Raw genomic sequence first — 18764 nt, 5'->3', positions numbered from 1 at the left:
GGATTTCAGACCCGCCCAGTCAAAGCCAATCGTAAAGGCTTGGGCTGCGCTGACGCCAAGAAGGCACAGCTTGCATTAGCGGCTAGAATTACCCGGAGTGTAATTTCTCACTCGAAATGATCTGATAACTGGGGTTGGCTTTCCGCCCCGAAAGCTGAGCGGGGCGGAAAGCCAGTATTATCTTTAGTTCCGCGCTTTATCGACCATCTTGCCTTTGGAAATCCACGGCATCATGTCGCGCAGTTTTTTGCCCACCAGTTCGATCTGATGCTCGTCGTTGGAGCGGCGCGAGGCTTTGATGGTTGGCTGACCGACAGCGTTTTCCAGCATGAAGTCACGCACGAATTTGCCGGATTGGATGTCGGACAGAACCGCTTTCATGCGGGCCTTGGTCTCGTCGTAGGGCAGAATGCGCGGGCCGGAGACATACTGTCCGTATTCAGCGGTGTTGCTGATCGAGTAGTCCATGTTGGCGATGCCGCCTTCATAGATCAGATCGACGATCAGCTTCACTTCATGCAGGCATTCGAAATACGCCATTTCCGGCTCGTAGCCGGCTTCCACCAGCGTCTCAAAACCCATGCGGATCAGCTCAACCAAGCCACCGCAGAGCACGGCTTGTTCGCCGAACAGGTCGGTTTCGCATTCTTGACGGAAGTTGGTCTCGATGATTCCCGAGCGACCGCCACCTATCCCTGAGCAATACGACAGGCCGATTTCCATCGCCTTACCGGTTGCGTCGTTGTGCACGGCCACAAGGCAGGGCACGCCGCCGCCTTTGGTGTATTCGCCGCGCACGGTGTGGCCGGGGCCTTTGGGGGCCATCATGATGATGTCGACACCCTTTTTCGGCTCGATCAGGCCGAAATGGATGTTCAGACCGTGGGCGAAGGCAATCGCGGCCCCTTCACGGATGTTGTCGTGGACGTATTTTTTGTAGGTTTCGGCCTGCAATTCATCAGGCATGGTGAACATGATCAGGTCAGCCCAAGCGGCGGCTTCGGCAATGCCCATCACTTTCAGGCCCTCGGCTTCGGCTTTCTTGGCAGAGGCCGAGCCTTCGCGCAGCGCCACGACAAGGTTTTTCGCGCCCGAATCGCGCAGGTTCAGCGCATGGGCGTGACCTTGGCTGCCGTAGCCGAGGATGGCGACTTTTTTGTCTTTGATGATGTTCACATCGCAGTCACGGTCGTAATAAACGCGCATTTGGGCGCTCCTTCTTGGTTGATAGGTGCAGCATAGGGATTTTTGCGGAGTTTCCCGTGCATTGTTTGACTATTTTTGCGGTTTGGTGGATGGATCATGCGTCATATTACAGATTGGTGATGAGATCATGCAGCTTGACGAAGCCGACCGCAGGATTTTGCGCCATCATCTAAGCGAGCCTACGTTAACGCGCAGCGCATTGGCCGATCGGGCCGGGGTGACTCAGGCCACCTTGTCGCGGCGGTTGGAGCGGTTGACGCAGGCCGGGGTGATTGGGGTGGCGCAGGCGCGGATTGATTGGCGCAAGCTGGGCTATGAGGTGGAGGTCAGCTTGCGCTTCACGCTGGATAAAACCAATCCGCGGGCGTTTGACGAGTTTATCGCCGCTGCGCGTGAGGTGCCGGAGGTGGTGGCGATTGAGACATTCTTAGGCCGGGTGGACGTGCGGCTGAACGTGATCGCAACGGATATGGCGCAGTATCAGGCGGTGTATCGGCAGCGGATTCTGGCCTTGCCACATATTGCTGAGGTCGATGCGCTGATGTTGATTGCGACGATTAAGGATTCCGAGGGGTTGCCGCTGTGATGGATCTTGATGATCTCGACCGCGCGATTTTGCGCAGCCTGGCGTTGGATGCTGGGGTGTCGGCGGGGGAATTGGGGCGGCGGTTGGGGTTATCTCAGCCGGCGGCGTGGCGGCGGGTGAAGCGGCTGGAGGCGGCTGGGGTGATTGCGGGCGCGCGGGTGGATGCGGATCGCGCGGCTTTGGGCTTTGGCGTGACGGTGTTTTTGGGGGTGAAGCTGGCCACCAAGGGGAGGATTTCACTGGAGGATTTTGAGCGCGCGGTGATGGCGATTCCTGAGGTGCAGGTGGTGCAGCATGTGTTGGGGCTATTCGATTACCGCCTGCGGGTGGTGGCGCGGGACATTGCGGATTTTGAGCGGGTGTTGCGGCGGCGGATTATGACCTTGCCGGGGGTGGGGCAGGTCGAGGCGAATGTGTTGTTGACCGAGGAGCGCAGGCCGGGGCCATTGGGGTAACAGACTTTCAGGATTTTTCGAAAGCAGTCTTCTGCGAAAAGCACGACGGAGGTGTCGGTTTTCACGCGGCATTGACGGAAATTAGCGTTAGATTGCGGGCAAAGCTTTGCAAGGAGTGCTGCGATGAAACTGCCACATGCTTATGTTGATCCCGATGGTTTGGAAGAATTCTCGGTGGTGTTCACCGATCGGTCTTTGAACCACATGTCGGCGAAGTTTCAGGGCGTGATGCGTGAGGTCTCGGGGCTGCTGCGTGAGGTTTACAGCGGCGCGGCGGTGGCTTTGGTGCCGGGTGGTGGCACTTATGCGATGGAGTCGGTGGCGCGGCAGTTCGGGCAAGGCTCGGCTTTGATCATCCGCAATGGCTGGTTTTCCTATCGCTGGAGCCAGATTTTTGAGGTGGGCGGGTTTGCCGAGCCTGTGGTGGTGATGGCGCGGGCGAGCGGAAATGGCGCGCAGGCGGCCTTTGCGCCACCGCCGGTCGAGGAAGTTTGTGCGAAGATCCGCGAGACGAAGCCCGATGCGGTGTTTGCGCCGCATGTGGAGACCTCGTCGGGGATCATTCTGCCGGACGACTATATCGCGGCGGTGGCAGAGGCGGCGCATGAGGTGGGCGCGCTGATGGTGCTGGATTGCATCGCGTCGGGCTGCGTTTGGGTGGATATGGCTGCGACTGGCGTGGATGTGCTGATTTCCGCGCCGCAGAAGGGCTGGTCGGCCTCGCCTGCGGTGGGGATCGTGGTGATGAGCGCGCTTGCGGAAGCCCGGTTGACCGAGACCACGTCGAACAGTTTCGCGCTGGATTTGAAGAAATGGCGCAGCATCATGGCGGCTTATGAAGGCGGTGGGCATGCCTATCATGCCACGATGCCGACAGATGCGATCGTGGGGTTCAGAGACGCGATGTTGGAGACGAAGGCGATGGGGTTTGATGTCGCCAAGGCCGCGCAGTGGGAATTGGGGACGGCGGTGCGCGGGCTGCTGGCTGAAAAGGGTGTGGCGTCGGTGGCGGCGGCGGGGTTTCAGGCGCCGGGGGTTGTCGTGAGTTTCACCGAGGATCCGGCGGTGCAGAACGGCGCGAAGTTCCGCGCTTTGGGGATGCAGATTGCTGCCGGCGTGCCGTTGCAGGTGGGCGAGGGAGAGGCGTTTCGCACCTTCCGTCTGGGGCTGTTTGGCTTGGACAAGCTGGCGGATGTTGCGGCCACCGTGGCGCGGTTGCGGCGCGGGGTCGAGGCGGTTTTGTGAAGGGATGAGGTGATGGGGGGCTTGCGGCGGCGCGATTTTGTTCCCAGCTGGGAGTGAGTTGTGGTTAACTCAGGCTATTTGGGCGGATACATACTATATGTAGTGGTTACCTGCTTAAGCCCCCAGCCGAAGCTGAGCGTTGCGCCAGATTTCTGATCTGGACAAGCGAGTCCGCAGGCAAGGCGATTTTCGGACAGGCCGAAAATCGTGGTCTGGTGGGGCGGGTCTGCGGGGTCTGGGCCGTTGTTTTGGATACGGCGGCGGGAGTGCTCCGCACGGGAGTATTTCCAAAAGAGCAAATCTTGGGGTGGTTCTCGATTCGGCAGGCCGGGTGCTGCGGCCTGCCGGATGTGTGGAGCGCTTGGTCCGGGCCACGATTTTCGCGTTGAACATCGTGCTGCAGGCCGTCTTAGGTTTGCGAGCCGCCGACCGTGAGACCGCCGATCAGCAGGGTGGGTTGGCCGACGCCGACGGGCACCCATTGGCCGGCCTTGCCGCAGTTGCCAATGCCGGGGTCGAGTTTCAGATCGTTGCCGATGGCGCGGATTTGCTTAAGAGCGGTGGCGCCGTCGCCGATCAGGGTGGCCCCTTTCACCGCTTCGCCGATCACGCCGTTGCGGACGCGGTAGGCTTCGGTGCAACTGAACACGAATTTACCGTTGGTGATGTCAACTTGGCCGCCGCCGAAGCCGACCGCGTAGATGCCGTCTTTGAGCGACGCCACGATGCCTGCCGGATCGTCTTTGCCCGACAGCATATAGGTGTTGGTCATGCGGGGCATTGGGATATGGGCGTAGCTTTCGCGGCGACCGTTTCCGGTGGCGGCAACCCCCATCAGCCGGGCGTTTTGGCGATCTTGCATGAAGCCGACAAGACGACCGTCTTCGATCAGGGTGTTTTTCTGCGACGGCGTGCCTTCGTCATCGACCGAGATTGAGCCGCGACGGTTGGGGATGGTGCCATCGTCCAGCACCGTGACACCGGGAGCGGCGATCATTTGGCCCATCAGGCCTGCAAAAGCGCTGGTTTTCTTGCGGTTGAAATCGCCTTCCAACCCGTGGCCGATGGCTTCGTGCAGCAAAATACCCGGCCAGCCGGGGCCAAGCACCACATCCATCATGCCAGCAGGGGCGGGGACGGCGTCTAGGTTCACCAGCGCGATGCGCAGGGCTTCTTTCAGCATGGGTTGCCAGTGGCTTGGCTCCATCAGACCTGCAAGGCCATAGCGGCCACCGCCCCCCGTGCCGCCTTGTTCGCGTTTGCCATTGGCTTCGATGATCACCGAGACGTTCATCCGCGCCATCGGCCGCACGTCGGTATAGCGCAGACCTTCGGGGCGCAGGATTTCAACCTCTTGCAGGCCCGCGGCGATGGTGGCCGAGACTTGCACCACGCGGGGGTCAAGCGCGCGGGCATAGGCGTCAATCTCTTTCAGCAGGTCGATTTTCACCGCGAACACCGCGTCGGCCATCGGATCGGCGTCGCTGTACAGTTTGATGTTGGTGCGTTTGGGGGCATCGGCCAAGGTACCGCCGCCATCGCCTACGGCAAGGCGGGCGGTTTCACTTGCGCGTTTCAGCGCGGATTCGGAGATTTCGGTGGAATGGGCATAGCCTGCGACCTCACCGCGCACGGCGCGCAGCCCAAAACCTTCGGAGGCGTCGTAGCTGGCGGTCTTGATGCGGCCGTCATCCAGCACGATGGCTTCGGAACGGCGACGCTCAAAAAACAGCTCGCCGTCATCGGCACCAGCGGTGGCGGCGCGCAGGGTGGCGAGGGCGGTGGCTTCCTCTAAATGCGTTTCAAACGGGCGGAACGGGGCGTCAGTGGATGCGGTGGACATCAGGACAGGGCCTTTCGGGGCGCGATGTGGCCCGGTTGAAGAGAACTTAGGCGGCGGACCGGGGTATCACAAGGCGGGTTTGGGCGTTTCCTAGTGCGCAGTGCCACGATTGCCAGCGGTCTTGCGTGGGGTTTTTGCTTTGATCTTGATCAAGTGGTGCGGTTTTGCCGCAGCTTACTCTTGTCGGGAAGCGGGTAATATGGTTTCACGAACCAGAGATAACGGGATTCTGCCCCCTGTTTGGGCACGGTCAAAAAGGCGGCATGAAAGCTGCCCTTGGATACGGGAAATGAACATGCGTCTTAAGTCCACTTTCAACGCTGTTGCGGCTGCCAGCCTTGGTCTGCTTATGCAGCCTAGCTTCGCTTTGGCCCAGGCTTTGGAAACCGTGGGGGCTCCGGTACCATATGGCACCGAGCATCAGCCAGCGGCGACCAACATCGCCCGTGATCTGCAATGGCTGGATCATATGATCTTGGTCATCATTACGCTGATCGTGGCGTTTGTGACGGTGCTGCTGATTTACATCATGTTCCGGTTCAGCCGGAAGCGGAACCCGGTGCCTGCAACTTTCACCCACAATTCGCCGTTGGAAGTGGCATGGACGATCATTCCGATCCTGATTCTGGTGTTCATCGGCTCGTTTTCATTGCCAGCTCTGTTCGCCCAGCAGGAAATTCCGGTTGCGGACATCACCATCAAGGCGACGGGCAACCAGTGGTACTGGTCCTATGAATACCCGGATGTGAAGGTCGGTGAGACGGATACGCTGAAGTTTGACGCCTTCCGCATTGATGGCGCGATGAAGATTGACGATGAGGCGGCGGGCTGGGGTGATGATCAGCCGATGTCTACGGCGCAAGTGATGAGCGACGTCGCGGTGAAGAAGCTGGCGTATTACGGCTACAAGAAAGAAGATTTCCTGCTGGCCACCGACAACGCCGTGGTGATCCCGGTCGACAAAACCGTGGTGATACAGGTGACGGGCGCGGATGTGATCCACGCTTGGGCGATGCCCGCCTTTGGTGTGATGCAATCGGCGGTTCCCGGTCGTTTGGGCCAGTTGTGGTTCAAGGCTGACCGTGAGGGCATTTACTTTGGTCAGTGCACCACGCTGTGCGGCAAGGATCATGCCTATATGCCGATCACGGTGAAAGTGGTCAGCCAAGCGGCGTATGATGCGTGGATCGCGCAGGCGACGACCACGGGTAATATCCGGCTCGCGGCAAACTAAGATCCCAGTGACGGCACGGCGGGCCTCCGGTTTTGGGGGCCTGCGTTAGACCAGAAAGCCAGGACGTTATGACCGATATCCGGTCTTTTGAGGCCCCGAAAGAAGCGGGATTTGGCGATTTCGTGCAGCTGCTGAAGCCGCGCGTGATGTCGCTTGTGGTGTTCACTGCGATGGTGGGGCTGTTGGTGGCGCCCGTGCATTTGCATCCGGTGGTGGCGTTTACTGCGATTTTGTTCATCGCTTTGGGCGCGGGCGCGTCTGGGGCGCTGAATATGTGGTGGGATGCCGATATTGATGCGATCATGCGGCGCACCAAGGGGCGTCCGGTGCCTGCGGGTCTGGTGCAGCCGGGCGAGGCTTTGGCGATTGGGTTGGCGCTGTCAGGTATCTCGGTGGTGATGCTGGCGCTGGCCACGAATATCTTGGCGGGGGCGCTGCTGGCGTTCACGATTTTCTTCTATGCAGTGGTGTATTCGATGTGGCTGAAGCGCTCGACGCCGCAGAACATCGTGATTGGCGGGGCGGCTGGTGCGTTCCCTCCGATGATCGGTTGGGTGGCGGCGACGGGGTCTGTCTCGGTTGAGGCTGGTCTGATGTTCATGCTGATCTTCATGTGGACGCCGCCGCACTTCTGGGCATTGGCGCTGTTCATGAACGAGGATTATTCCAAGGCGGGCGTGCCGATGCTGACGGTGACGCATGGCAAGAAAGTCACGCGCAATCATGTGCTGGGCTATACTTTGGCGTTGATTCCGTTCGCGTTGGGCCTCGGCTTCACCTCAATCGGTGGGCCGGTCTATTTGGCGGTGTCGGTGTTGTTGAACGCAGAGTTTCTGCGCGGGGCGTATCGGATTTGGAAGCGGGATGAAGTGATGGCCGAGGCCGACAACTATAAGGTTGAGAAAGCGGTGTTCCGGTTCTCGCTGCTGTATCTGTTCCTGCATTTTGGAGCACTTTTGGTTGAGGCTGTGCTGCACAGCTCTGGCATGGGGGGCTGGTGATGGCGTTTCCGGCTCCTGAACATGAGATTCACCGCAGGCGATTTTCGCGCAATCTGGGCGTTGGGCTGACGTTGGTCTGCTTTGTCGCCTTGGTGTTCGCGCTGACCGTGGTGAAAGTGACCAATGGCGATCTGGGCCATGCCAATGACGCGCCGGGGATGCTGGGATCGACCGTGCCGATTGCGCCGGAATTGCCTGCGCCCGCGCCTGCGACTGGGGCGGTGAGCCCATGAGCAAGTCTGTCGCTGCACAAAAGAAAACCGCCGCCATGTTGGCTGGGGTCGCAGTGGTGATGCTGTCTTTGTCCTTCGCGGCGGTGCCGTTTTACAACTGGTTCTGCCGGGTGACGGGCTATGCGGGCACCACGTCGGTCGCGGCAACAGGTGCCGATGAAGTGCTAGAGCAAACCGTGAAAATCCGCTTTGACGCCTCTCTCGAAGCCGGGATGCCGTGGGAATTCCGCGCAGTGCAGCCCTCGATGACCATTCGGATCGGCGAGACCGGGCTTGCGTTCTATGAGGCCTATAACCCGACCGACAAAGCGGTAGGCGGGCAGGCCAGCTATAACGTCACGCCGGATCAGTCGGGCGGCTATTTCACCAAGATTGAGTGTTTTTGCTTCACCGAGCAGATTTTGCAACCCGGTGAACGGGTGCAGATGCCCGTCAGCTTTTACGTCGATCCGTCGATTGTGAAAGATCCGGAAGCCAGCCTGATCAAAGAGATCACGCTGTCTTACACCTTTCACGTTGCCGATATTCCGCAAAAGCAGGCTGCCAATACGGTTGCCCCCGCTCTTGCCGAGACGCCCGTCAAGCTTATAGAATAAAGACAAGAAAAACCGAGGGAACCCAAACATGGCCCACGCCAAGAACCACGACTATCATATCCTGCCGCCGTCGATCTGGCCATTTGCCGGTTCCCTTGGCTCGTTCATCATGCTGTTCGGCTTCGTGCTGTGGATGCATGGCTCTGGCCCGTGGATGGGGCTGATCGGCTTGGCGCTGGTGCTTTACGTCATGTATGCATGGTGGTCGGAAGTGGTGCATGAGGGCCAGACCGGCGATCACACCCCGGTGGTGCGGATCGGCCTGCGCTATGGCTTTATCCTGTTCATCATGTCGGAAGTGATGTTCTTTTCGGCGTGGTTCTGGACGTTCTTCAAACACGCGATGTATCCGATGGGGCCGATGAGCCCGCTGGTCGATGGTGTTTGGCCGCCCGAAGGCATCGTGATGTTCGACCCGTGGCATCTGCCGCTGATCAACACGCTGATTTTGCTGTGCTCGGGCTGTGCCGCGACTTGGGCGCACCATGCTTTGGTGCATGAGAACAACAACCGCGCGGCGATGAAGCAAGGCTTGATTCTGGCGGTGCTGCTGGGCGTGTTGTTCACGTTCTTTCAGGCCTATGAATATAGCCACGCGGCGTTTGGCTTTGCGGGCAATATCTATGGCGCGTCGTTCTTCATGGCGACCGGGTTTCATGGCTTCCATGTGGTGATCGGCACGATCTTTTTGACGGTCTGCCTGATCCGTACCTACAAGGGCCATTTCACGCAGGAACAGCATGTCGGCTTTGAAGCTGCGGCTTGGTACTGGCACTTCGTCGATGTGGTCTGGTTGTTCCTGTTCGCCTCTATCTATATCTGGGGCAGCGCTTAATTTAACGGCAATAAGATCAGCGCGCGGGCCCGATGTGGCCCGCGCTTTGTGTTTCAGGGTTTGGGCATGAAATTCCGTCTGATATCGGCGCTGCTGCTGGGTTTGGCTGGCGTGGGGTTTTTGTGCAGCCTTGGCCTTTGGCAGGTGTCGCGCATGTATGAAAAGCGCGCGCAACTGGATGAGATGACGGCGGGGATTTCTGAACCTGCGGTGGTGGTGCCGGCGGTGTTGGACCCTGAGCGCGACCGCTATCGCCCGGTTGTGGCGGCGGGGCGGTTTACGGGCGAGACATTGTATGTGCTGTCCGGCCAGCCGATGGTGGGGGCGGGCGTGCAGGTGATCTCGGTTTTGCAGATGGCAGATGGGCGACGCTTGCTGGTGGATCGCGGGTTTTTGCCGGATGAGGAAAAGCATAAAAAACTGCATGTCACGGATTTGACCGTGCAGGGCAATCTGATGTGGCCGCGTGATTCCAATCAATACACCCCGCCGCCCGATGCCAAGACCGGGATGTGGTTTGCGCGTGATGCGGTGGCGATGGCGGCGGTTTTGCACACAGAGCCGACATTTATTGTCGCGCGTTTGCCAACCGGTGACGGGATCGAGGCGATGCCGGTGGATACTTCGTCTATTCCCAATGACCATTGGGGTTATGCCATTACTTGGTTTTCGCTGGCCTTGGTGTGGGCGGTGATGACGGCAGGGCTGGTGTGGCGCATCCGGCGGCAGGTTTAGGGGAAGACGATGCGGTATATTTCGACGCGGGGACAGGCCCCGGTTTTGACGTTTAGCGAAGCGATGATGACCGGGCTGGCGCGCGATGGCGGGCTTTATGTGCCGGAAGTGGTGCCGGCTTTGTCCAAGGCCGAAATCGCGGCGATGGCGGGCCAATCCTATGAAGAGATCGCGTTCCGGGTGATGCGGCCCTATCTTGGTTCGACCTTTACCGATGCCGAATTCAAGGGGTTGATTGCCAAGGCTTACGCGGGTTTTGGCCACGCCGCGCGCGCGCCTTTGGTGCAATTGGGGCCGAACCATTTCCTGCTAGAGCTGTTTCACGGCCCGACCTTGGCGTTCAAAGACTTCGCCATGCAGTTGATCGGGCAGATGATGCAGGCGGCATTGGCGAAGACGGGCGAGCGGGTCACCATTGTCGGGGCGACGAGCGGCGATACTGGATCGGCGGCGATGGAGGCGTTTCGGGGTCTGGCCAATGTCGATCTGTTTATCCTGTATCCGCATGGCCGGGTGTCGGATGTGCAACGCCGTCAGATGACCACGCCGTCTGAGGCCAACGTTTATGCTTTGGCGATGGATGGCGATTTTGACGATTGCCAAGCCCGCGTGAAGGATATGTTCAACGATTTCGCCTTCCGCGATGGCGTGCGGTTGGCGGGGGTGAACTCGATCAACTGGGCGCGGGTGTTGGCGCAGGTGGTGTATTATTTCTACGCGGCGGTGGCTTTGGGCGCGCCCGAGCGCAGCGTGAGTTTCACCGTGCCGACGGGCAACTTTGGCGACATTTTCGCGGGCTATATTGCGCGGAAAATGGGGTTACCGATTGAGCAACTGGTGATCGCAACCAATCAGAATGACATTCTGGATCGGGCAATGAAGACCGGAGATTATGTGCAGAACGGGGTGACGCCGACGATTTCGCCTTCGATGGATATTCAGGTCAGCTCGAACTTTGAGCGGGCGTTGTTTGACGCCTACGGGCGCGATGGGACGGCGGTTTCGGTGCTGATGGACGAATTGAAGGCGGGCGGTTTCCACATCAGCCAAGGCGCGATGGGGATGCTGCGTGAGACGTTTGCTTCGGGGCGGTGTTCGGAAGCCGAAACCACGGCGACTATGCAGCGGATCTTTGCGGAAACGGGCGAGATTTTGTGCCCGCATTCGGCGGTGGGCGTCAAGGTGGCCGAGGAACATTTGGGCGATGCGCCGATGATCACCCTTGCCACAGCACATCCGGCGAAGTTTCCCGATGCCGTGGAAGCTGCGATGGGAACCCGTCCGGCATTGCCGCCACGCATGGCGGACTTGTTCGCGCGCCCGGAACGTGTCACGCGTGTGCCGAATGATCTGGGCGCTTTGCAGACCCTGATCCGCGAAAGGATTGCCCGTTGAGCTACGCATCTGCCGGACTGCGCCTGACCACTTTACCGAACGGCTTCCGCATCGTCACCGAACATATGCCGGGGCTGCTGTCTGCCAGCGCTGGCATCTGGGTGATGGCGGGCGGGCGGCACGAGAAGCCCGCACAGAACGGCATTGCGCATTTTCTGGAACATATGGCGTTCAAGGGCACCAAGCGGCGCACCAGTTTACAAATTGCCGAGGAAATTGAGGATGTTGGCGGTTACATCAACGCCTATACCTCACGCGAGATGACGGCTTATTATGCGCGGGTGTTGCAGGCTGATGTTGGCCTCGCGTTGGATGTGATCGGTGATATTGTGCTGAACCCGGCCTTTGACAAGAAGGAAATAGAGGTAGAGCGGCATGTGATCTTGCAGGAAATCGGGCAGGCGTTGGATACGCCCGACGATATCGTGTTCGATTGGCTGCAAGAGGCGTCTTATCCCGATCAGGCGTTTGGCCGCACGATTCTGGGGCCAGAGGAGCGGGTTTCTTCGTTCGGCCGCAAGGATTTGCAGGGTTTTGTCGCCGAGCATTACGGGCCGGGGCAGATGATTTTGGCCGCCGCGGGCGCGGTCGATCACGATGCGATTGTGAAGCAAGCCGAGGCGATGTTTGGCAGCATGAAGGCCAAACCCGCAACCACGTTCCAAGCGGCGACCTTCAAAGGCTCGGAACGCCGCGAAGTGAAAGATCTGGAGCAGGTGCATTTCGCCATGGCGTTTGACGCGCCGGGCTATCGGCACCCGGATGTTTATACGGCGCAGGTCTATGCGATGACGATGGGCGGCGGGATGTCCTCGCGGCTTTTCCAGAAAGTGCGCGAAGAACGCGGGCTGTGCTATTCAATCTTCGCGCAGTCTGGCGCTTATGAGGATGCAGGGCAGATCACGCTTTATGCCGGGACTTCAGCGGAAGAAATCGACCAGTTGACCCAGATCACCGTGGATGAGCTGAAGCGCGCGGCGGATGATATGTCCGAGGCCGAAGTGGCCCGCGCCCGGACGCAGATCAAGGCCGGGATGTTGATGGGGCTGGAAAGCCCGTCGTCTCGTGCCGAGCGCATCGCGCGGCTGCTGGCGATTTATGACCGGGTGCCGGGGGTCGATGAGGCGGTGGCGCGGATTGATGCGGTGACGGTGGCGGATGTGCGGCGCTATGCGGGAGAACTGTCAGAGGCGGACTCGGCTTTGGCTTTGTATGGTCCGGTTGCGGATGCCCCCTCGCTGGACGATATTCGCAAGCGTTTGGCGGCGTAATGTTATCCTTCCGCCGTAGGCCCACGGTTGAAACCGAGCGGATGACTTTGCGGTTGCCTGCGCACAGCGATTACAGAGCTTGGGCAGGTTTGCGCGAGGCTTCCGTGGCGCATCTTACCCCGTGGGAGCCAGTTTGGGCGCATGATCATTTGTCGCGCAAAGCGTTTACCAACCGGGTGTATTGGGCGGGGCGGGCCGAGGCCACGGGCACGGCGCTGCCGATGCTGATGTTTCGGCGCGAGGATCGGCAGTTGTTGGGCGCGGTGACGCTGGACAATATCCGGCGTGGCCCGGTGCAGGCGGGCACGATGGGCTATTGGATTGGCGCGCCCTTCGCGCGGCGGGGCTATATGAAGGAAGCGGTGCAGGCTTTGGTGCATTTTTCCTTCGCTCAGCTTGACCTAAGCCGGATTGAAAGCGCCTGTTTGCCGGAAAACATCGCTTCGCGTGGGGTTTTGGAGAAATCCGGCTTTAAATATGAGGGCGTGGCCCAATCTTATTTGCAAATCAACGGGCGCTGGCGGAACCATGTGTTATACGCCAACTTACGGAACGACCGACGTGGTCGCACGGACGTGGGCTAATCCTACGCCGGAGCGGGCGGGGTCTTGTCTGGAGAGCCCAATGAGTGAAGTCAAAGTCCTGTTGTTGCGCGGCGTGAACGTGTCGGGCGCCAATCGCCTGCCAATGCCGGAGTTCCGGCAAATGCTGCTGGAACAAGGGCTTCAGCAAATCCACACCCATCTGCAAAGTGGCAATGCGGTGTATCTTGATCCGGGCGTCGCCGGGGTTGAGACGAAAATTACCACCGCGATGAAAGAGCGTTTCGGCTTTGCGCCGCCGATGTTCGTGATGACGCTGAAAGAATACGATGCGATTTTGGCGGCGAACCCGTTCAAAAAACAGGGCGAGGCTGATGGCACTGGTGTGCATATCTATTTCCTCGCCAGCCCCGCGGCGGCCACGGCGGTGCAGGCTTTGTCGGTTCATGCGGCGAATGGCGAGCAGATCTTGTTTTCTGACAAGGCGGTTTATCTGTTAGCTCCGAACGGAATCGGGCGATCTGTGTTGGCGACCAAACTGGAGGCGGGTTTGAGCATGGTGAAGACCGCGCGCAACCAAACTTCGGCCACGGCGATTGCGGCTTTGGCGCGCACAATCACCGTCTGAACCGCGGCTTGAAGCCTTGAGTGAGATGTGACGATGCTGAACCCTGCCGATCCTGCGTTTGTTGAAATGCTGCGCGGGCTGCTGCCCGACGGTGCTTTGCACGTGCCCGAGCCGCGTTATCTGGAAGAACCGCGTGGCCGTTGGCAGGGTTTGGCGGCGGTGGTGGCGCTGCCCCGGACCTTGGCCGAGGTGTCGGTTGTGGTGCGGGCTTGTGCGCAGGCGCGGGTCGGTATCGTGCCTTGGGGCGGTGGCACTGGGCTTGTCGGCGGGCAGTTGCTGACCGAAGGCCCGCTGCCGGTGGTGCTGTCGCTGGAGCGGATGGCGGCGTTGCGCGGCAGCTATCCTGACGAAAACGTGTTGGTGGTCGAGGCTGGGATGATCCTTGCCGATGTCCAGCGCCATGCGTCAAGCATGGGCCGGGTGTTTCCGCTGGCTTTGGCGTCGGAAGGCACCTGCCGGATTGGTGGCAATCTATCGACCAATGCCGGGGGGCTGAACGTGCTGCGGTATGGCAATGCGCGGGATTTGTGCTTGGGCGTTGAGGCGGTTTTGCCGGATGGCAGCGTTTTCAATGGTTTGAAGCGGCTGCGCAAGGACAACACCGGCTATGATCTGCGGCACCTGCTGATCGGGGCCGAGGGCACTTTGGGCGTGATCACCGCCGCCAGCCTGCGGTTGTTCCCGCAGCCTGCGGTGGTGGGAACGGCTTTGCTTGCGGTGGAAAGCCCGGCGGCTGCGTTAAAATTGCTGTCGCTGGCGCAAGAGCGGCTGTCGGGGCTGGTGAGCGCGTTTGAGTTGATCGGGCGGATGGGGTTGGAATTTCTGGCCGAGCGTATCCCCGAGGTGAAGCTGCCCTTGGGGATGCCAGAGTGGATGGTGCTGATTGAAATTGGCCTGCCTGCGGGCTTTGGCGTGGCCGAAGATCACTTGGGCGGGTTGTTTGAGGCGGGGCTAGAGGCGGGTTTGGTGTCTGATGGCGTCATTGCAACCTCGGAAGCGCAGCGGGCGGGGCTGTGGCGGATTCGTGAGGCGATCCCGGAAGCCAACCGGATGATCGGCGCGGTCAGCAGCCATGATATTTCAGTACCGCTGGGGCTGGTGGCAGAGTTTATCGCGAAAGCGGGGCCTCGGCTGGCGGCGATGGGCGATTTTCGGGTGAACTGTTTTGGCCATTTGGGCGATGGGAATTTACATTACAACGTGTTCCCGGCGTTGGGGCGCAATCGGAAAGACTATGAACATCAACGTGATGCGGTGAAAATCTGCGTGCATGATCTGGTCGATGAATTGGGCGGATCAATGTCGGCAGAGCATGGTTTGGGGCGGCTGAAGGTGGAGGATCTGGAACGTTACGGCGATCCGGGTAAGCTGGCCGCGATGCGGGCGATCAAGGCAGCGCTGGATCCTTTTGGCATTATGAATCCGGGTGCTGTGCTGCGCGCATAGGCGGCGATTGGTTGATCTGCTGGCTGATCGCGGAACGGAGCGCATTTTTGGCGGTTTGAGCGTTACCATCCCGAAACAGGATGGCGAATCATGAGCTACGTTCAAGGATTTCTCGTCGCGGTGCCAAAAGCCAAAAAGCAGGCCTACATTCAATCTGCGCAGGCAGCGGTCCCGATCTTTCAGGAATACGGCGCGCTGCGGGTTGTCGAGACGTGGAGCGAAACGATTACCGATGGCAAAGTCACCGACTTCAAAATGGCGGTGAAGGCCACGCCGGATGAAGCCGTGGTGTTTTCCTGGATCGAATGGCCGGATCAGCAGACCTACGAGGCGGCGCATGCCAGAATGCAAACCGACGCGCGTTGGCAAAACATGCCCGAGATGCCGTTTGACGGCAAGCGCATGGTCTGGGGCGGGTTTGAGCCGATCTTTGATACGCAGAGCGAGCCATGGGCTGGGGCGGGCTTTTCAAGTTCAACCTGACGTCGGGACATAGGGCGGGACATTTGGCGATCAGAAACGCCCTGCCGGAAAACCGACAGGGCGCTGGGGTTGGGTGGGTCACGTGTTGCAAGCAGCGTCACCCTAAGGCTGGGTTGGCCTTAGTAAGTTTGGTGTAGGATGATTCGGTAAACAGGCCGTTAATGTTGATGCGAATTGGCGTTTGGGCTGATGAAACGCGCCTGAACCCTGAGGCCCCGGCTTAGGGCCGAGGCGGCGTGGGCTGCGGGCCTAATGACCTTCAAAGGCGCAGAGGGCGTGGACTTCCATACCCATGCTAACCAGTTTTTCACGCCCACCCAAGTCGGGCAGATCCACCACAAAGGCGCAGCCGATCACCTGTGCGCCAAGACGCTCGATCAGTTTGATGCCAGCCTCGGCCGTGCCCCCGGTTGCCAGCAGATCATCGACCAGCAGGATTTTCTCACCGGGTTGCATGGCGTCTTCGTGGACCTCGACCACCGCCTCGCCATATTCCAGCGTATAGGCTTGGGAAATGGTCTGCCCCGGCAGTTTGCCCTTTTTGCGGATCGGCACAAAGCCCGTGGAAAGCTGGTGCGCGACCGCTCCGCCAAGGATGAAACCGCGCGCTTCCAACCCGACCACCTTGTCAATCCGCATCCCGGCATAGGGGGCGAGCAGTTGATCCACGCACATGCGAAACCCGCGCGGATCGGCGAACAAAGTGGTGACATCGCGGAACAGGATGCCTTCATGCGGGAAATCAATGATGGTGCGGATGTAGTCTTTAACGGTTTTTGCCATCGCTATCCCCTTAGAATTGCGGCTTGTTTACCATCAGCCAGAACACCGCGACAAGGGCTGCGAAAGCGGGCCAGCCCAAGGCGAGCCAACTGCGGCAGAGTTTTTGAGCCTGCGGTGGCAGACGTGCACGATTGGCGACAGCCTGCGCCGCAAGGTCACGGATTTTGCGGCGCAGTTTCTTCAGAGGTGGGCTTGGGTGCCCGGTTGGCGAGCGGCATAGGCGGTGAGGGCTTCGAAACGGCCCGCGGTTCCAGTCAGCGGGCCTGCGGCGTTGATGCCATGGGTGTCTGGGTCGCCGTGCGCCTGCCAGAAGGCGGGGGTATGGGTGGCGCGGTTGGTGAAATCGGCTTGCGGGGGGGCAAAGCCGATGCGTTTCAGGCGGGCGGGGTTGCGGGCTTGGGCGATGACTTGCACGCCGGCGCGGCGCAGGTGGAAGGCGATGTGGCGACCGATGAACCCATCGGCCCCCAGCAGCAGCACCTTATTTCAACACGCGGCCTGCGATGGCGTCGAGTTTGGCCAGCAGGTCTGGGTCGCGTTTGTCGGGAGCGGTCATCAATGCGTGAGTGAGGGCGTGGTCGCAGCCATGCGGGCAGGTCGGGTGATTTGGCAGCAGGGCGGGCAGATTGGTGACAAGATTGCGGGCGGAGTTCGCGTTGGCGGTGAGGGTTTGAATCACCTGTGCGACGTCCACGGCGCCGTGGTCTTGGTGCCAGCAATCGAAATCGGTGATCATGGCGAGCGAGGCGTAGCAAAGCTCGGCCTCACGCGCGAGTTTGGCTTCGGGCATGCCGGTCATGCCGATCACATCAGCGCCCCAGCTGCGGTAGAGGCGGGATTCCGCGAGGGTGGAGAATTGCGGGCCTTCCATCGCAAGGTAGGTGGCGGTGGCGTGGGTTTTGATGCCCGCCTGTTGCGCGGCGTGCAGGCAGGCAGCGCCGAGGCGGGGGCAGGTGGGGTGGGCGAGGCTGACATGGGCAACGCAGCCCTCGCCGAAAAAGGATTTCTCGCGGGCGAAGGTGCGGTCGATGTATTGGTCGACCAGTACGAAATCGCCTGGCGCGTAATCGGGGCGCAGCGATCCTACGGCGGAGACGGCGATGATGTCGGTGCAGCCGAGGCGTTTCAGCGCGTCGATATTGGCGCGGTAAGGCACGGATGTGGGGGAGTGGACGTGGCCGCGGCCGTGGCGGGGCAGAAAGGCCATCGGGGTGCCGTTCAGCCGGCCCAGCAGGATTTCATCCGAGGGCTTGCCCCAAGGCGTGCTGACTTTGACCCAGCTTGCGCCCTCTAGCCCGTCAATCTGATAGACGCCGGAGCCGCCGATTACGCCGATCATGGGGGGCATTTGGAGGTCCTTGGGCTGGGGGTTGGGGGCAGTTTAGGCGGGGATTGGGGGGAGGGGAAGGGGGTGTTTGGGGAAGGTCCCAACTTGGGGCCATTGTTTTCATGGGGGAATTTTAGGGAGGTGAGGGGTATGGTTAATCGGGGGTTAAGATTGGGAAGCGGGCAAAAGGGTGCACCCGGTTGCAAGCGGTACGGGCGCAAGGCAATGTGGGGATACAGGGTTTCGGAGTACGGGCTGGATGGATCGGTTGTTGGCGTTGTTGAGACGGGCGTTTGCGCCTGTGCCGGAGGCGGCGGCGTTTTTGGTGGATTGGCCTGCTGTGGGTGAACGACGCGAGACTGTGGCGGGGGCTTTGCCGGTTTGCGACTGGATGCCGGAGTTGCAGGCAGGGGCGGGCCCGGTTGATACGGCGGCGGTGGTGGCAGAGTTGCAGCGGGTGGCTGCGAATTTGGCATGGCGGCAGACCTATGGCGCGGGCGATTTTGGGGCGGATTTTTTGCGCGGCTATGGTTGGAGCGAGTTTATCGGGCTGCGCGGACCCGTGCCGAGTGCGCGGTTGGCTTGCGGCGTGCTGTTGTTGGCCCCGGGCATAAGCTATCCATCGCACGCCCATGCGGCAGAGGAGGTTTATCTGCCAATTTCTGGTGTGGCCGAATGGCAAAAGGGCGCGGGCGATTATGCCGCCGTACCTGTGGGGCAGGCGATCCATCATCCAAGCTGGACGCCGCATGCGATGCGGACGGGGGATCAGCCGCTGGCGGCGCTGTATTTGTGGCGCGGTGGGGATTTGGCGGCGAAATCGGTTATTTTGTAGGGACGTTGGGGAGCGCTCCGCGCGGGAGTATTTGAGAAAGAGCAATTTGGAGCGCTGGGTGTCTGGCGGGCATGTTCACGCCTGA

22 protein-coding genes are annotated in these 18764 nt (G+C 60.3%); 16 read left to right on the top strand and 6 right to left on the bottom strand.

Going from position 1 to position 18764, the window contains the following annotated elements; genetic code table 11:
• Positions 1–183 precede the first annotated feature (183 nt).
• A complete protein-coding gene (ilvC, locus tag Q7V03_RS04970; RefSeq protein WP_304924498.1) occupies positions 184–1206 on the bottom strand; it encodes a ketol-acid reductoisomerase in 1023 nt (340 codons plus the stop codon).
• A 127-nt stretch (positions 1207–1333) separates the two neighbouring features.
• Between ilvC and Q7V03_RS04965 the strand changes: the two genes are divergently transcribed.
• The 3 genes from Q7V03_RS04965 (at position 1334) to Q7V03_RS04955 (ending at position 3492) form a co-directional block, all read left to right on the top strand.
• Positions 1334–1792, top strand: coding sequence for an Lrp/AsnC family transcriptional regulator (locus Q7V03_RS04965; protein WP_304924497.1), 459 nt, complete (start codon positions 1334–1336; stop codon positions 1790–1792).
• Positions 1789–2247, top strand: coding sequence for an Lrp/AsnC family transcriptional regulator (locus Q7V03_RS04960; RefSeq protein ID WP_304924496.1), 459 nt, complete (start codon positions 1789–1791; stop codon positions 2245–2247). The genes Q7V03_RS04965 and Q7V03_RS04960 overlap by 4 nt, the downstream gene beginning before the upstream one ends.
• Positions 2248–2370: 123 nt before the next feature.
• Positions 2371–3492, top strand: a complete 1122-nt coding sequence (locus Q7V03_RS04955; protein ID WP_304924495.1) for an aminotransferase class V-fold PLP-dependent enzyme — start codon at positions 2371–2373, stop codon at positions 3490–3492.
• A 409-nt stretch (positions 3493–3901) separates the two neighbouring features.
• On the opposite strand, the gene tldD is transcribed toward Q7V03_RS04955, so the two are convergent.
• Positions 3902–5335 carry a metalloprotease TldD gene (gene tldD / locus Q7V03_RS04950; protein ID WP_304924494.1) on the bottom strand — a complete coding sequence of 478 codons (1434 nt, stop codon included), beginning with the start codon at positions 5333–5335 and terminating at the stop codon, positions 3902–3904.
• A 295-nt stretch (positions 5336–5630) separates the two neighbouring features.
• Between tldD and coxB the strand changes: the two genes are divergently transcribed.
• The 12 genes from coxB (at position 5631) to Q7V03_RS04890 (ending at position 15734) form a co-directional block, all read left to right on the top strand.
• Positions 5631–6569 carry a cytochrome c oxidase subunit II gene (gene coxB, locus Q7V03_RS04945; protein ID WP_370651076.1) on the top strand — a complete coding sequence of 313 codons (939 nt, stop codon included), beginning with the start codon at positions 5631–5633 and terminating at the stop codon, positions 6567–6569.
• Between the two features lie 68 nt (positions 6570–6637).
• Positions 6638–7570 carry a heme o synthase gene (gene cyoE / locus Q7V03_RS04940; RefSeq protein WP_304924493.1) on the top strand — a complete coding sequence of 311 codons (933 nt, stop codon included), beginning with the start codon at positions 6638–6640 and terminating at the stop codon, positions 7568–7570.
• The gene (locus tag Q7V03_RS04935; protein ID WP_304924492.1) at positions 7570–7803 is read left to right on the top strand and encodes a hypothetical protein; all 234 of its coding nucleotides are present in this window, start codon (positions 7570–7572) and stop codon (positions 7801–7803) included. The genes cyoE and Q7V03_RS04935 overlap by 1 nt, the downstream gene beginning before the upstream one ends.
• Positions 7800–8399 carry a cytochrome c oxidase assembly protein gene (locus Q7V03_RS04930; protein ID WP_304924491.1) on the top strand — a complete coding sequence of 200 codons (600 nt, stop codon included), beginning with the start codon at positions 7800–7802 and terminating at the stop codon, positions 8397–8399. The genes Q7V03_RS04935 and Q7V03_RS04930 overlap by 4 nt, the downstream gene beginning before the upstream one ends.
• 28 nt (positions 8400–8427) lie before the next feature.
• Positions 8428–9234 carry a cytochrome c oxidase subunit 3 gene (locus Q7V03_RS04925; RefSeq protein ID WP_304924490.1) on the top strand — a complete coding sequence of 269 codons (807 nt, stop codon included), beginning with the start codon at positions 8428–8430 and terminating at the stop codon, positions 9232–9234.
• A 66-nt stretch (positions 9235–9300) separates the two neighbouring features.
• A complete protein-coding gene (locus tag Q7V03_RS04920; protein ID WP_304924489.1) occupies positions 9301–9969 on the top strand; it encodes an SURF1 family protein in 669 nt (222 codons plus the stop codon).
• Between the two features lie 9 nt (positions 9970–9978).
• Positions 9979–11364, top strand: a complete 1386-nt coding sequence (gene thrC, locus Q7V03_RS04915; protein WP_304924488.1) for a threonine synthase — start codon at positions 9979–9981, stop codon at positions 11362–11364.
• Complete coding sequence (locus Q7V03_RS04910; protein ID WP_304924487.1) at positions 11361–12635, top strand: pitrilysin family protein; 1275 nt, start codon at positions 11361–11363, stop codon at positions 12633–12635. The genes thrC and Q7V03_RS04910 overlap by 4 nt, the downstream gene beginning before the upstream one ends.
• Positions 12635–13219, top strand: coding sequence for a GNAT family N-acetyltransferase (locus Q7V03_RS04905; protein ID WP_304924486.1), 585 nt, complete (start codon positions 12635–12637; stop codon positions 13217–13219). Before Q7V03_RS04910 ends, Q7V03_RS04905 begins: the two co-directional genes overlap by 1 nt.
• A gap of 40 nt (positions 13220–13259) precedes the next feature.
• Positions 13260–13805: a DUF1697 domain-containing protein gene (locus Q7V03_RS04900; RefSeq protein ID WP_304924485.1), complete on the top strand. Its 546-nt coding sequence runs from the start codon at positions 13260–13262 to the stop codon at positions 13803–13805.
• 33 nt (positions 13806–13838) lie between these two features.
• Positions 13839–15251 carry an FAD-binding oxidoreductase gene (locus tag Q7V03_RS04895; protein WP_304924484.1) on the top strand — a complete coding sequence of 471 codons (1413 nt, stop codon included), beginning with the start codon at positions 13839–13841 and terminating at the stop codon, positions 15249–15251.
• A 90-nt stretch (positions 15252–15341) separates the two neighbouring features.
• Complete coding sequence (locus Q7V03_RS04890; protein WP_304924483.1) at positions 15342–15734, top strand: DUF1428 domain-containing protein; 393 nt, start codon at positions 15342–15344, stop codon at positions 15732–15734.
• 249 nt (positions 15735–15983) lie between these two features.
• Here the strand turns inward: Q7V03_RS04890 and Q7V03_RS04885 are convergent, their stop codons facing one another.
• The 4 genes from Q7V03_RS04885 to Q7V03_RS04875 are packed head-to-tail and all read right to left on the bottom strand — an operon-like array spanning position 15984 to position 17865.
• Positions 15984–16523 (bottom strand): adenine phosphoribosyltransferase, encoded by a 540-nt coding sequence (locus Q7V03_RS04885; RefSeq protein WP_304924573.1) that lies wholly within the window; start codon positions 16521–16523, stop codon positions 15984–15986.
• Between the two features lie 4 nt (positions 16524–16527).
• Positions 16528–16692 (bottom strand): DUF2269 family protein, encoded by a 165-nt coding sequence (locus Q7V03_RS23795; RefSeq protein ID WP_370651075.1) that lies wholly within the window; start codon positions 16690–16692, stop codon positions 16528–16530.
• A 5-nt stretch (positions 16693–16697) separates the two neighbouring features.
• Positions 16698–16997 (bottom strand): NAD-dependent epimerase/dehydratase family protein, encoded by a 300-nt coding sequence (locus tag Q7V03_RS04880; protein WP_304924482.1) that lies wholly within the window; start codon positions 16995–16997, stop codon positions 16698–16700.
• Position 16998: 1 nt separating this feature from the next.
• Positions 16999–17865, bottom strand: a complete 867-nt coding sequence (locus Q7V03_RS04875; protein ID WP_304924481.1) for an S-methyl-5'-thioadenosine phosphorylase — start codon at positions 17863–17865, stop codon at positions 16999–17001.
• 238 nt (positions 17866–18103) lie between these two features.
• On the opposite strand from Q7V03_RS04875, the gene Q7V03_RS04870 reads away from it, so the two are divergent.
• Complete coding sequence (locus Q7V03_RS04870) at positions 18104–18679, top strand: dimethylsulfonioproprionate lyase family protein (protein WP_304924480.1); 576 nt, start codon at positions 18104–18106, stop codon at positions 18677–18679.
• Positions 18680–18764 lie beyond the last annotated feature (85 nt).

It is taken from the genome of Cypionkella sp., from assembly GCF_030652235.1.
GTDB lineage: Bacteria > Pseudomonadota > Alphaproteobacteria > Rhodobacterales > Rhodobacteraceae > Cypionkella.
This window is presented reverse-complemented; position numbering and strand designations above follow the sequence as displayed.